The organism is Vibrio sp. CAU 1672 (assembly GCF_029223195.1).
Lineage (GTDB): Bacteria > Pseudomonadota > Gammaproteobacteria > Enterobacterales > Vibrionaceae > Vibrio.
In genome coordinates this window covers 216,112-230,814 of the sequence record NZ_JARHUF010000002.1, presented here as the reverse complement: position 1 = coordinate 230,814, position 14,703 = coordinate 216,112, and the positions used below count along the sequence as shown (strand labels likewise).

The following is a 14,703-nucleotide window of genomic DNA, read 5'->3' as shown; positions in this document are numbered from 1 at the left end:
GAATCATGACAAGGACATTACTTCTGGCAGGAGCACTGGTGATGAGTACCTGCGCCAGCGCTGTACCGTTTGATACCTGCCCCAGCAAAGCCTACCTGTTCCAATCAACCCCGGTACAAATTTATGGCGTCAACCTGGTCACAGGCTCCACGGCCCTGTTAGAAGATGACACCGGTCTGGCATCCGGTATTAATGCTGTCGGCTTTAACTTTACTGACCGTTACATTTACGGCTACGACACTACCAACCTCACCATTGTCCGGTTGGGGAAGAACTTTCAGGCAGAGACATTGAATGTTTCAGGGCTACCAAGCCATACTTTTTTTGTCGGTGACGTATACAACCATGTTTACTACCTGTACCGCAAAGGCAAGGGGTTGTTTGCCATTGATTTATCCCCTCTGGATTCAGATCCGAACGCTACGCTGTCGCTGGTTCAAATCAGTGCCACAGCAAGCGTTGCCCTGACTGACTTTGCCTTCCACCCCGGTGACGGTTCGCTTTACGGCATTGATAACAACTCTGGCGTTTTGTACCGGTTTGACACCACGACGGGCCAAGCCACCGCTATTGGTGATACCGGCGAAACCGGTACGTTTGGTGCCGGATACTTTGATGTCAACGGCAACTACTATGTATCACGCAATCAAGATGGCAAAATCTATCGCATCGATTTATCCGCGGATAATGCCACCAACATCGCAGCTGGCATTGTTCCGGCGGTGGAATTTGTTTCCAATGGGCCAAGCTCCAGCCAAAACGACGGTGCCCGGTGTGCTAATGCACCGGTGATTAATGAAGATGATCCGATTGATTTCGGCGATGCCCCAGACAGCTATCACACCCTACTGGCTTCAAATGGTCCCCGTCATGAAATCGATGGTGTCACCTGGTTAGGCGCTATCGCCCCTGACGGCGACGCTGATGGTCAGGTGGCACCTTCCGGAGACAACAAAGTCGGAGCCGAAGATGAAGACGGCGTGGGTTTTGTCGCCGCATTAGACCCTGGCTTGAGTTCGCTTGTTGTCGTCGACGCCTCGACATCGGGTTATCTGTCTGCCTGGTTTGACTGGAACCGTGATGGTGACTTTAATGACAACGGTGAACAAGTGTTCAGCGACAAGCTTCTGTCTGCGGGCAGTAATGCCCTGCCACTTGTGGTACCCACGTCGGCAACGGCGGGACCAAGTTGGAGCCGGTTCCGCTTTAGCCAGCAAACCGGTTTAAACTACGATGGAGGCTCGACCTCTGGTGAAGTGGAAGATCACCCAATCAGCATTACCGACAATGGTGTTTCGGTACAGCACTTCCCCAGCGCAGACAGTTACGCCACCGTCGCTTTTGAAGACAACTGGCCCTATACAGCTGACTACGACATGAATGACGTGGTGGTAACATTCCGCATCACTGAAACCCGTTCGGCTGGCAAGGTTGAAAATATCCAGATCAGCGGTGATATAGCGGCTTATGGCGCAAGCTATCAGAATGGTTTTGCGATTCGTTTACCTGGGGTGTTAAGAAACAGTATCGAGACCGAACTCACTTCCCTGGTTTTTAATGGGATAGAGCAAACATCAAATGGCCTTGAGCACATCTCTGACGAAGCCATCTTCATCATCAGTGAAAACCTGAGCAATTATACTGGCAGCGACTGTGGCTTCTTTAGAACGGAGTTGGGGTGTAATGATGCAGTCACCTTGTCCTTTACTCTGGATATCTACTTCAAAGAAAATGCCGACCGTTCACAAATTCAAGCTATGCCGTATGACCCGTTCATCTTCGCAACTCCGGGGACCTACCATGGTGATGGCATCACCTTCCAGCCGGGCCGCAAATGGGAAGTTCATCTGGCAGGCCAGGCCCCGACTGAACAGTTTGATCACGCCAACTTGTCTGGTGTCGGCGTAGATGCAAGTAACCCCGCCGAAGGTGTTTATTTTAAAACCGCCAACAACCTCCCCTGGGCGCTGCTGATTGTGGAAGATTGGGAGTGGCCATTGGAAAGGGTGGATCTGGTTGATGCCTACCCGGCATTCCAGACCTGGGCAGAATCCGGTGGCGCACAAGGCACCGACTGGCACACTGCGCCAACACCAAACAAATGCTACATTCCATAGGGAGATAACATTATGAAAAAATTAATCGCAATCATGATGAGTTTAGTGTTGAACGCATGTGGTGGTGGCGGCGGAGACAGCGCACCCCCACCATCCCAGCTCATCCCGCCGGCTCCGCCTCAAGAGGTAACGATGCAAGAACTGAATGTGCCGGACGATTTTAACTATGACCCTTTGACAGAAGGCACCCTCAGTGTTGATATCAGTGCTTACTCGATCCAGCGTGCCCATCTAACCCTGTATAAGAGTTTTAAGGAAACACCAACAAAAAGCTATCAAGCAAGTTACCCGAGTAAAATTGCCTCAGTGCCCCTGACCGGGGGAAAAGCAGACATTACATTCTCCGTTTCTGACAGTCAGGGAAACTTACTGGTAGAGATTTGGTTTTATGATGGCACTGACCCACTGCAAAAAGTGATCTCCGTTGGCGCTGCAACGTGGAGCATGTAGATCGGGACCATCGCAACACAACCGATCAACTCCCTGTAGCACGATACATTACCCAAAATCGCATTGTTATTTTGAACATGCGATTTTTTTGTTGTAAAACAGGACAAAGAATAGCTCAATGGAAACCAGCTTTGGACAATCCCAAAACCTACATTTTGGTCGTTGTTGGCGCAATGATCGTACTTCTTCTGTCTCTGTGGCTGACATCGTCTTCAGGGGAAACACGGATTATATCGGCGACCGTTATCAGTAATACCCTTACCCAGTCATTAGACGGCCAACGCCGTTATCTGACGGTTGAATCCGAGATCACCGGACAAGTACGAGTATCGGTTTCCACTTCCGTTCAATGCCCAGAGGGCGCTACCGCTACATTCCAGCAGACAACGGACACACTCTTCGAGCAACCGCTCACATTTATAAAATGCGAATAAGCCAACCTTGTTCGTTCGTCAACGATTTCACGCCTTGGTAAGGAACAAATTAACTATGCCAGCATTAATCAATGTTCATGAATTAAAACACCTGATGAGCCAAACAAATGTAAAGCTCCTTGATGCAAGTATTACATTCCAAATCCCTTCTGAAGGCGAAAAAATCACTGGCAAGTGGATTCCGGGCACCTTGCGCTTTGACTACGATAACGATTTTTGTCTGCCTGATTCCGCCCTTCCCCATATGATGCCGAGTGAACCCGGATTTAACCAAAGTGCACAAAAACTGGGCTTAAATAACGAAGATTTGATCGTGGTATACGATAACTCCGGTACCCTGGCCGCGCCACGCGCATGGTGGATGTTCAGGGCGATGGGCCACAACAACATAAAAGTGCTTAATGGTGGCTTACCTGCCTGGATAGCAGCAGGGTTACCCGTGGTGGATGCGCTGTCGACACCGGAGCAACAAGGCAACTTTAGTGGCCGTTTAGCTAAACAGGCATTCTTAGACGCACAAGCGGTCCTGAGCCATTCACAAAACCAAACAGCTAACATCATAGATGCGCGCTCCAAAGCACGTTTCTACGGGGAAGTACCGGAGCCGAGGGAAGGATTACGCAGTGGCCACATCCCACATTCCTTATGCCTGCCCTTTCAACAACTCTTGGCTGACGGTCACATTAAATCTAATTCAGAGTTGCAACGAGCATTTGCCGAACTGACAATATATAATGATGGTTTATATATCTTCAGCTGTGGCTCGGGTGTGACTGCCTGTATTTTATTATTAGCCGCCTATCAACTCGGCTTACGCAACTTATCTGTCTATGACGGCTCATGGACTGAATGGGGCGCAGACGACTCACTACCAATAACACGTTGATCCAGGAGCTATCGAGACGATATGGTCGGGTTAAAGAAGAAAATTTGGACACTCTACATGACGCTGCTCACGATCAGCTCCGTGTTGTTCCTGCTATTCGGTCATTTTCATTACCAAGCAACCCTTAATAAATACAAAGATAAACAGCTCTTGCAACTGGAGCTGTTTGCTTCATCGGTTGAATCACTGCTCAAAGGCCAGGAATCCTTGCTCGAAGTGGTGGGGCATCAGTTGGTTGAGCGAAACGATTTTACCCGCACAGCCTCAGTAAAAACCCGCCCAATGCTGGATAAGCTGCTGAAAATCCACCCGGCCATCATTGGCTTTGGGTTGACCAACACTGACGGTGTTTACATCTCGGTCAGCTCTAACTTAGATTTGGCAAAACTGCACAACCTCAAGTAAGACCCGTTGACACGAGAGACTTTTCTGGCGGCATTGAACTCTGATCGGATGATCATTGGTCGAACCTATTATTTTCGCGCCCAAGGCTCTCTGGTGATCCCGTTCCGCAAGGCCGTTCTGGATAAAAATGGCGTGGTGCAAGCGGTGATGACAGCAGGGTTCAACATGAACTCCACCCCGGTATTTAGTAACGACATCCATGCCAATGAGCACAACCGGATTACACTGATACGCAATGATGGCTACCTGACTTTCAGCTCGTCCAACGACACCACGCTAGATGACTATTACAAACCAGAAGAGCAATTGGACAAACAGATCATTTTTGATCAAATAGCCAAAGATTCCGGCTTGGATATTGAGCAGGTAAAACAACTCACCCGCGCTATTGACGTCGTGGTGGATGAGCCACGTTTGAACGCGCTAATCACCCTGAAATATTTACCCGACTATCAGTTATGGGCGTATTCTTCCACCGATCTGGATTTCATTAAATTAGGTTTTGTTGAGCAGTTTACCCTTTACTGCCTGGTTTTCCTCATCATTCAGGCCGCGTTTTACGCCCTGTTTCGCTCTATTGCCAATAATGAGCGGCAAACAAAAGATCGCCTGCTTTATCAGGCCCGTCATGACCATTTAACCCAACTACCAAACCGAGAATACTTGCGTTCCAATATTCAGCGTTGGTTGTCCGGCAACCACCAGGGCTTTACCTTGATGTTCATTGATATCGACAACTTCAAATCGGTAAACGACACCCACGGTCATGAATTTGGCGATGAAGTGCTCAAGCAGATATCAGCCCGGCTGCGTAAGTTCACCAGAGTAACGCTAGAAATCACCGAGAACCTGTTTATAGAAGATCTGGATAAGTTTACCCCGATTTGCCAACGTCTACATGACCTTGGTTTTAAAATCTCACTGGATGATTTTGGTACCGGGTACTCTTCACTCAGCATGCTAAGAGCACTACCGATAGACGAGGTCAAAATCGACAAGAGTTTTATCGATCATATTGAGCATGATAAAAAAGCCCTCAACATGGTTAAGAACATCATCGCGATTGGCAAAAACTTTGAAATGAAGGTGCTGGCGGAAGGAGTAGAAGCGCAGCCGCAACTCGACGAGTTAAAAGCCTGTGGCTGTGACTTAATTCAAGGTTACTTCTATTCCAAACCACTACCGTTCGCCCACTTGGTTTCGTTTATCGAACAGAATTACACTAAAAAAGCCGTCGTGGATTAACGACGGCCTTAATATAAGACATGCGAACGTAAGACAAGCAGCTAAAACCTCGCCGCTACTCCTGCATTTCCCGGTACATCACTTCAACCAGTTCACCATCAGGATCACCAGACAGTTCCCAGGTAAAAATGCCACCAAGGTTAGCCTGCTTCGCCCAGTTTGCCTTAGCTTTTACCGAGCGCTGGTCTTCGAATGAGATAAACACTTTCTTTTCCGGATGCCACAAATAAGGAGCCTGGGATTGCTCATCGTATTTGTATTCATAACCTTGCTTGGCGCTGTAGTTCTTCATCAGATCCCAGAACATAAAGTAACCGTTCTCACCGGTACCAAACTGCGCTCCCTGAGCTGAAACGAGATCTTGAGTGGGTAAGCCACCATCAAAACCTTTGGTCCCTTGCCAGCCACGGCCATAGAAAGCCGCACCAATCACTAGCTTCTCGCTGGGTATGCCAAGCTCAATCATCTGGTTAATGAACACATCAGCACCCATTCCCCACCAGCTTCTTTCAGTAGCATGTAGGTTGGTCGTATGACCGGTTTGTTGCCCCCAACCACCCAGGAAATCATACGTCATAGCAAACATATTGGTTAAATAAGGCTGCGCCGCCCGCCAGTCAATTTGTGCCGCCTTGGGGCCTACCCCCACCGCTGTTGACAGTTCATAGTGCCGCTTGGTTTGCTTTTGCAGCGCATCAAGTTCTCCCCGCAGGTTTTTCACCAAATAGGTGAAAGCATCGCGTTCAGCGGCTTTTTGCTCTTCTGTCAGCTTAGTATCAGGATTCCAGGGAGACGTCGTTAAACCGCCACCGCCCGGGTATTCCCAGTCCAGGTCGATGCCATCAAAGAAATCATATTGAGCAATCAGCTCCACAGCGGTTCTGGAAAACTGTTCGATCGCTTTTGGATCTTTTGCCATCGTATGGAAAGGTTCAGACATGGTCCAGCCGCCAAAAGAAGGCAAAATTTTGAGATCAGGGTGTTGCTTCTTCAGCTCCGCCAACTGAGCAAAATGCCCTTTATATGGAACTTTGACTGATACCGGGCCAAAGTCTTTTTCCAGCGCCGCTTGCGTATCGACCACGATCGCAGTGTACGGGGCTTTGTCTTTACACTGCTCAGCGACGAGTTGCTGTACCGTTTCCGACGCTCCGGTATGCGGCCCACACATACTCAGGAATGCATAAATGACGTGAGTCAGCTTATCAGCGGGAATATCACTAACAGTATATGGATTGTCAGCGTTGGCGTACTGCCAGTCTGAAAAATAGCCGGCAACTACATTCTGATCAGCTTGAGCGAGCCCGCTCAGCCCGGTGAGTAACACAGTAGCAAGAAGTGTTTTTTTCATAGATCCTCCAGAGTGAACGGCTCAAATCTACTCCTCGGGAATATTTTCAGCGTGGAAATCAAATCAGGCTGCGAGTGACTTAGAATTAATCGCCGCCTGATTACACCACTTGCACGCTACTACAGAAGTTACTCAGATGGGATATTGGTGCCGTGCATCTGTTCATCTAAGTTGAGTACGGTTAAGGCGTTGCTGACACTGGTTGCGATCACATCAATCGCCCCGGTGCGCAATGCCCCCAACAACGCCAGCGGTTTACTGTTCTCAGCCGCAATCGCAATCACTTCGCTGATTGGGCGGAACTCTTCAATACCCAGCCCTATCACCCGGTCACTCATCACGGTATTGGCCACGTTGCCGTGGATATCAAAAAAGTCATAGCCGGCAAAATCCCCGACCACGCCTTGTTGTAAACGAGACTGTACCACCTCATCGGGAGTAAACCAGCCCAGATCAACCATATAACTGTTTTCACTCATATCCCCGATCCCGACTAACGCAATGTCCGCTTTTCGGGCCAGATCGAGGGTTTGTTTCACCGTGGCATTTTGCATAAACGCCAGCTTTTGCTCCCGGTTTTCCGCATAAGCTGGGGCGTAAAGGGTTTCTGAAGTTCCGCCATATTTTTTGGCTAGCTGGCGGCAAATATGGTCAGCATTGAACATACCACCACGCGGGTGAATACCGCCAATCCCACACACAAACTTACAGTCCCTGGGGGTAATCACGCCGACATGATGGGCAACCGCAGAGACATTACGCCCCTGGCCAACCGAAACCACCATGCCGTTTTTCAAAGTATTGGACAAATAGTTTGATACCAACCCTGAGACCTGCAGGCGTTGTGCTTCTTCACTGGGCTGATCTAACGCCACCAGCGCCCGCTTGACACCAAAACGTTCAATCAGACGCTGCTCAATTTTAGCACTGAACACCGGGTGGTATTTCACCGTGATCTCGACAATACCTTCATCCCGGGCTTGCTTTAACATTCGCCCCACTTTAGCCCGTGAAATGGCGAATTTTCTTGATATCTCTTCCTGAGTGGCACCGTCTTGATAATACGCAACGGAAATCTCGGTCAACAAATCCGTGTTTTCAATGGAAATATCGTGATTAGAACTGCTCATTATTACTCTCACCCTGCATAGTAGCGACATTGTATGTCAGAACTGAGCACATGCTCATTGATATAGCATATGTTATACCCCTCCCCAGAATCAACAATTGCTCACGCACATTACAATTACTCAGAATAAATATGCCACCGTTTAAGAACACCACTGGCGCCAGCAAAATTTAGCAAACGTTTATTCGTATTACACCTCAAAAAAACGTTGATTAAGGTCACTTTACCCCTCATTCAACAATTGACTTTCACCATAGATAATATAAATATGAGCACATCATTTACTCAACCACCGAACATATGTTCATGACAATTGTTCGATGACTCAATTTTTGCAGGTTAGCTGTGAGTAAGTCTTGTAAGAAGGCACTACACTAATAGCTAACTCGCTTACAAATGCACAAGTTGTGGTACTCCCTAACCACACTTAAGCCCATTTATATAGGATGATCGATTATGAGCAACAAGTTAGAGCAACTTCGTAAACTAACGACTGTAGTAGCAGACACTGGTGAAATTGACGCAATCAAAAAATACCAACCTGAAGATGCAACAACGAACCCATCTCTTATCCTGAAAGCAGCTCAAATCGAAGAGTACGCACCTCTAATCGACGCTTCTATCGAATACGCGAAAGCACAAAGCAACGACAAAGCACAGCAAGTTCAAGACACTTGTGACATGCTTGCGGTAAACATCGGTAAAGAAATCCTAAAAACTATCCCAGGTCGTATCTCTACAGAAGTAGATGCTCGTCTATCTTACGACATGGAAGGCAGCGTAGCGAAAGCACGTCAACTAGTGAAAATGTACAACGATGCAGGCATCACTAACGACCGTATCCTTATCAAGCTGGCTTCTACTTGGGAAGGTATCCGCGCAGCTGAGATCCTAGAGAAAGAAGGCATCAACTGTAACCTGACGCTTCTGTTCTCATTCGCTCAGGCCCGTGCTTGTGCTGAAGCTGGCGTATTCCTGATTTCTCCATTCGTTGGTCGTATCATGGACTGGTACAAAGCGAAAGAAGGTCGTGACTTCGAAGCTCAGGAAGATCCAGGCGTACTATCTGTAACTAGCATCTACAACTACTACAAAGAGTACGGCTACAACACAGTGGTTATGGGTGCGAGCTTCCGTAACATCGGTGAAATCCTGGAACTTGCAGGTTGTGACCGTCTGACTATCGCTCCAGCTCTACTTGCTGAACTGGAAGCGGCTGAAGGCGAAGTGGTTGAGAAGCTAGTTGATTCGAAAGGCGCGAAAGAACGCCCTGCGCCAATGACTCACGCTGAGTTCCTATGGGATCACAACCAAGATCCAATGGCAGTAGAAAAACTTGCTGAAGGCATCCGTAACTTCGCGATTGACCAAGGTAAACTTGAAGACATGATCGCAGCTAAGCTGTAATCACTCAGAATCAAAACAGGGGAACGTTAGTGTTCCCCTGTTAACATCCCTTTCCTAGATTTAAACACATTCGGTAATTATTATGGATCGTAAATATCTGGCAAATGCAATCCGCGCTCTTAGCATGGATGGTGTTCAACAAGCTAACTCTGGCCACCCAGGCGCACCTATGGGTATGGCTGATATCGCTGAAGTACTTTGGCGTTCTCACCTAAACCACAACCCATCTAACCCTAAATGGGCTGACCGCGACCGTTTCGTACTGTCTAACGGCCATGGTTCTATGCTGATCTACTCTCTGCTGCACCTGGCAGGTTACGAGCTGTCTATCGACGATCTTAAGAACTTCCGTCAGCTTCACTCTAAAACTCCAGGTCACCCAGAGTACGGCTACGCACCAGGTATCGAAACAACAACCGGTCCTCTGGGTCAAGGCATCACTAACGCTGTTGGTATGGCTATGGGTGAGAAAGCGCTAGCAGCGCAGTTCAACAAAGAAGGCCATGACATCGTTGACCACTTTACTTACGTGTTCATGGGCGACGGCTGTCTGATGGAAGGTATCTCTCACGAGGCGTGTTCTCTGGCAGGTACGCTAGGTCTGGGTAAACTGATCGCATTCTGGGATGACAACGGTATCTCTATCGACGGTCACGTTGAAGGCTGGTTCTCTGACGACACACCTAAGCGTTTTGAAGCGTACGGCTGGCACGTAATCCCGGCAGTAGACGGCCATGATTCTGAAGCGATCAACGCAGCAATCATCGCTGCAAAAGCAGACCCTCGCCCTACCCTGATCTGTACTAAAACTATCATCGGTTTTGGTTCACCAAACAAATCTGGTTCACACGACTGTCACGGTGCACCACTAGGCGCTGAAGAAATCGCAGCAACACGTAAAGAACTAGGTTGGGAGCACGGTCCTTTTGAAATTCCGCAGGAAGTCTACGCAGAATGGTCAGCGAAAGAAGCAGGCGCAGCTAAGGAAGCAGCGTGGGACGAGAAATTTGCAGCTTATGAAGCAGCGTACCCTGAGCTGGCAGCTGAATTCAAGCGCCGCGTAAACGGTGAACTACCAGCGCAGTGGGAAGAGAAAGCAAGCCAAATCATTGCTGATCTGCAAGCTAAGCCAGCCAACATCGCATCACGTAAAGCATCGCAAAACGCACTAGAAGCGTTTGGTGCACTACTGCCTGAATTCATGGGCGGCTCAGCTGACCTGGCGCCTTCTAACCTGACTATGTGGTCTGGTTCTAAATCACTAGAAGCGAACGACTTCTCTGGTAACTACATCCACTACGGTGTACGTGAATTCGGTATGACAGCTATCATGAACGGCATCGCGCTACACGGTGGTTTCGTTCCTTACGGCGCAACCTTCCTGATGTTCATGGAGTACGCACGTAACGCAATGCGCATGGCTGCGCTGATGAAAGTTCAGAACATCCAGGTTTACACCCACGACTCTATCGGTCTTGGCGAAGACGGCCCAACTCACCAACCGGTTGAGCAAATGGCGTCTCTGCGTCTGACTCCAAACATGAGCACATGGCGTCCATGTGACCAGGTTGAGTCTGCTGTGGCTTGGAAACTGGCAATTGAACGTAAAGATGCGCCAACTGCGCTTATCTTCTCTCGTCAAAACCTGGCTCAACAAGAGCGTGATGCTGAGCAACTGGCAAACATCGCAAAAGGCGGTTACATCCTGAAAGATTGCGCAGGCAAGCCAGAGCTTATCCTGATCGCAACCGGTTCTGAAGTTGAACTGGCAGTTGAAGCTGCGGCACAACTAACCGCTGAAGGTAAGCAAGTACGCGTAGTTTCAATGCCATCAACTGATGCATTCGACAAGCAAGACGCTGCTTACCGTGAGGCCGTACTGCCATCAGACGTAACTGCACGCATCGCTATCGAAGCGGGCATTGCAGACTTCTGGTATAAGTACGTTGGCTTTGGTGGCAAGATCATCGGTATGACCACCTTCGGTGAATCGGCACCAGCTGACCAACTGTTCAAGATGTTCGGTTTCACTACTGAAAACGTAGTAAACACCGCGAAAGAACTGCTGGCTTAATTTTAACCAGCATCGTTAAAGCCCTGCTCTAGCAGGGCTTTTTGCTAACTAAATTAGCATCAGGTTTATCGATTGCGGCACAATTTAGCAAGCAAAACAGTGAACAGTTAAAGGGATTAGGCTATTATCCATTAACATGTTTCATAATAAGAAACTTTTTATAACTTCGTATAATCCCAATGATATGGTTTGGGAGTTTCTACCAAGAGCCTTAAACTCTTGATTATGAAGTCTGTAACTTTATTCTTGTCACCTAATAAAGGTAGAGACTCATGCAATTTATTGACCTTCCTAAAATTGATCTTCATTGCCACTTGGATGGCAGCGTTCGTCCAGAGACGATTCGTGACCTGGCTCTTGAGCAAGGCGTTACCCTGCCAACCCAGAACATTGAAGAGATTCGAGAGCTGATGATAGCTCCAGAGACTTGTCAAGATCTTGATGAATACCTTAAACGCTTTGATCTGCCGCTCTCAGTCATGCAGACCGCGGAAGCGATTGAACGCATTTCTTTTGAACTGTATGAAGACGCGGCAAAAGAAAACGTTAAGTACCTTGAGGTACGTTTCGGACCTCTGCTTCACTTGGAAAAAGGCTTAGATCTTGACCAGGTGATCGGCAGTGCGGTGAAAGGCATGCAGCGTGCTGAGCAGCAATATGACATCAAGGGTAACTACATTTTGTCTATCTTAAGACACGCGCCAAAAGATAGAATCAAAGAAGTGCTTGATGTCGGTGCAGCCTACCTTGGTAATGGTGTGGCGGCTTTCGACTTAGCAGGCGGTGAAGTCGCTGGCTTTTGTCATGAGTTTATCCCTTACGCGGAATACGCTCAGCAAAAAGGCTACCACGTTACTATCCACGCCGGTGAACAAGGCGTAGGACAAAACGTGTTCGACGCAATCACGTTACTGGGAGCAGAGCGAGTGGGCCATGGTATCCACATCACAGGCCATGCCGAAGCCTACAAGCTGGTGAAAGAGCAACACGTTGCCCTGGAAACCTGCCCAAGCAGTAACGTGCAGACCAAGGCTGTACCAAAACTCTCTGAACACCCGGCCAAAGTGTTCCTCAAAGATGGCGTGCCAATCACCATCAACACTGATAACCGCACTGTATCTAACACCACCATGACGGATGAAGTGCGTAAAGTGGTACAAGAGTTCAACCTTAGCCAGCAAGACTACTACACCATCTACGAGTACAGCATCGAGGCTGCATTCACAACCGATGAAGTCAAACAGCACCTGCGCAGCTTTTTACCTGCCTAATGCGCTAAATTAACAAAGCCCGGTGTTAACACTCCGGGCTTTTTGTTTGATGCCAGCAGCTTGATGACGTTTGACCAATAAGGAAGCTAGCCCTTGTCTTCAAAGCGTTCGGCGATCTGATAAAATTCATGGACCTGATCTTTCAGTTTCAAACTGTGCTGTTCCACGACATGGGTTGCCGCCAAATTCTGTTCCGCGGTAGAGGCAATAGAATGTATATGGTGGTTCACCTCACTCGAAAGCTGTTGTTGACTGCTCGCCGCGTCGGCGACATCGACCATCAAACCACTCATGGCCTGCATCATTTGCTCGACATCAGACAAGCGTTGTGTACTTTGTTCTGCAACCGCTGAACAGGCTTGCGTCTGTTCCTTATTGGCCAGAATATCTTGCTGCCAACTTTGAATCGTCACCAGCATAGTATCAATCGAGGCTTGAATCTGTTCCGTCGCATTGGAGGTGCGCCCTGATAGCGCCCTGACTTCATCTGCCACTACCGCAAATCCGCGCCCCTGTTCACCAGCCCTCGCGGCTTCGATTGCTGCGTTTAATGCCAGCAAATTAGTTTGATCGGCAATTCCCCCAATCTCTTCCATCAACAGGCTAACCTGCTGTGCCTGCTCACTTAGCTTACCGGTGGTTTCTGTGGCTTTTTCTGCCTGCTCATTCAACTGTTCTAAGTTCACGTGCGTTTGGTCGATGGTACTTTTTGCCATATTGCAAGACTTTAGCGTATCGTCGATCAGCAGGTGAGCATTTTGCATATTAGAAGAGACTGAATTAGCGGAGCTTTCCATCGCTTCAGTGGCATCCCTTACCTGGCGAATATCACTGTTTTGCTGACTCAACGCCGCTGACACCTCAGCCGTGGTATGACTTAACTCTTCCACAAACTGCTGTAAAGGTCGGGCTGAATCCGTCATCCGGCCAAGTACGGTACGAATTCGGGCAGACAACATCTTGATATGAAAATCCGCAATCGAGAAAGGCTTGTTGCCGGAGTACACCAGGCGACTGACACTGTCATATTGTTGCTGTAACCTTTTGAATTGCTTTGGCGTATCGATCAGTTCCTGGCGAAACAACAACGCTAACACGCCAGCTGGTAGCCAACTGGCCAACCACGCCAGGGGCCCTTCCACCGACAGTGCATAAGCCAGAGCTGGCGCTGACAACGCACCAAGCAGGATGGCATAACGCAACGTTTCATTGAGCTTCAGTGAGCATGTGCGTCCCGATTTTTCAGCCTTAAGTAACCCTTGGTAGGCCCTCGAGGCTATATCAACCCACTCTCGCTTGGGCTTAACCCGTACGGACTGATAACCCACCACTTGATTACCTTGATAAATAGGTGTTACATAGGCATCTACCCAGTAGTAGCCTCCTGATTTGGTACTGTTTTTGACGATACCGCGCCAGGCTTTGCCTTGCTTTAAGCGGGCCCACATATCAGAAAAAGCCGCTTTGGGCATATCACTATGACGCACGATATTATGGTTCTGATCTAACAGTTCTTCACGCGTGTATTCTGCTATACGACAAAACGCATCATTACAATAAGTAATCACGCCTTGTAAGTTAGTGGTAGAAACCAGTTCCTCTAGTTCTCCCACGAGAGTTTCTTGAGCTTTATTGGAAAAATTGGCTGACATAGACAGGACTTCTGTAATTTATATTTATTTGCGGCAATTTATATACAGCAACATCATTTTTATTACAAAAAATTCATATAAAACTCTTATCGAACCGACATTTTTAGCTCAAGAGTTCACAGCATTAGCAATGAGCGGCTAGTTGTTAACATTTTCTGAGCTATTCGACAAAGCCTCTTAACCTAGTTTAGTTGAAGGATCACACGCTGAGGCCAAGGTAATGCCAGATGGTGACAAGCCAAGTTACGATTCGAGTCTGGTGGTCGCTCTCTCCACAACCAC

General features: G+C 48.3%; 10 protein-coding genes, 1 pseudogene and 1 riboswitch. Of the genes and pseudogenes, 8 read left to right on the top strand and 3 right to left on the bottom strand.

The features are described 5' to 3' along the window. Positions 1 to 5 precede the first annotated feature (5 nt). The 5 genes and pseudogenes from P2G85_RS03315 to P2G85_RS03295 all read left to right on the top strand — a co-directional run bounded on the left by P2G85_RS03315 (position 6) and on the right by P2G85_RS03295 (position 5,537). Positions 6 to 2,117 (top strand): LruC domain-containing protein, encoded by a 2,112-nt coding sequence (locus tag P2G85_RS03315; protein ID WP_275862696.1) that lies wholly within the window; start codon positions 6 to 8, stop codon positions 2,115 to 2,117. Between the two features lie 12 nt (positions 2,118 to 2,129). Beyond that, a complete protein-coding gene (locus P2G85_RS03310) occupies positions 2,130 to 2,567 on the top strand; it encodes a hypothetical protein (RefSeq protein WP_275862695.1) in 438 nt (145 codons plus the stop codon). A gap of 131 nt (positions 2,568 to 2,698) precedes the next feature. Next, positions 2,699 to 3,001, top strand: coding sequence for a hypothetical protein (locus P2G85_RS03305; RefSeq protein ID WP_275862694.1), 303 nt, complete (start codon positions 2,699 to 2,701; stop codon positions 2,999 to 3,001). A gap of 55 nt (positions 3,002 to 3,056) precedes the next feature. Next, positions 3,057 to 3,887, top strand: coding sequence for a sulfurtransferase (locus tag P2G85_RS03300; protein WP_275862693.1), 831 nt, complete (start codon positions 3,057 to 3,059; stop codon positions 3,885 to 3,887). Between the two features lie 21 nt (positions 3,888 to 3,908). Then, positions 3,909 to 5,537, top strand: a pseudogene (locus P2G85_RS03295) (EAL domain-containing protein). A 55-nt stretch (positions 5,538 to 5,592) separates the two neighbouring features. Here P2G85_RS03295 and P2G85_RS03290 read toward each other — a convergent pair. Together P2G85_RS03290 and P2G85_RS03285 are read right to left on the bottom strand one after the other, a co-directional pair. Then, positions 5,593 to 6,888: a glycoside hydrolase family 18 protein gene (locus P2G85_RS03290; RefSeq protein ID WP_275862692.1), complete on the bottom strand. Its 1,296-nt coding sequence runs from the start codon at positions 6,886 to 6,888 to the stop codon at positions 5,593 to 5,595. 128 nt (positions 6,889 to 7,016) lie between these two features. Further along, positions 7,017 to 8,018 (bottom strand): sugar-binding transcriptional regulator, encoded by a 1,002-nt coding sequence (locus P2G85_RS03285; RefSeq protein WP_275862691.1) that lies wholly within the window; start codon positions 8,016 to 8,018, stop codon positions 7,017 to 7,019. A gap of 455 nt (positions 8,019 to 8,473) precedes the next feature. Here P2G85_RS03285 and tal point away from each other — a divergent pair, with 455 nt between their 5' ends. The 3 genes from tal to add all read left to right on the top strand — a co-directional run bounded on the left by tal (position 8,474) and on the right by add (position 12,769). Continuing rightward, positions 8,474 to 9,424, top strand: a complete 951-nt coding sequence (gene tal, locus P2G85_RS03280) for a transaldolase (protein WP_275862690.1) — start codon at positions 8,474 to 8,476, stop codon at positions 9,422 to 9,424. An 82-nt stretch (positions 9,425 to 9,506) separates the two neighbouring features. Beyond that, positions 9,507 to 11,498 carry a transketolase gene (tkt, locus tag P2G85_RS03275; RefSeq protein ID WP_275862689.1) on the top strand — a complete coding sequence of 664 codons (1,992 nt, stop codon included), beginning with the start codon at positions 9,507 to 9,509 and terminating at the stop codon, positions 11,496 to 11,498. A gap of 146 nt (positions 11,499 to 11,644) precedes the next feature. Beyond that, positions 11,645 to 11,744: riboswitch (purine riboswitch) on the top strand. A 26-nt stretch (positions 11,745 to 11,770) separates the two neighbouring features. Continuing rightward, on the top strand, positions 11,771 to 12,769 hold the full coding sequence (gene add, locus P2G85_RS03270) for an adenosine deaminase (RefSeq protein WP_275862688.1): 999 nt from the start codon (positions 11,771 to 11,773) through the stop codon (positions 12,767 to 12,769). Positions 12,770 to 12,855: 86 nt separating this feature from the next. On the opposite strand, the gene P2G85_RS03265 is transcribed toward add, so the two are convergent. Continuing rightward, positions 12,856 to 14,421 carry a methyl-accepting chemotaxis protein gene (locus P2G85_RS03265; protein ID WP_275862687.1) on the bottom strand — a complete coding sequence of 522 codons (1,566 nt, stop codon included), beginning with the start codon at positions 14,419 to 14,421 and terminating at the stop codon, positions 12,856 to 12,858. Positions 14,422 to 14,703 lie beyond the last annotated feature (282 nt).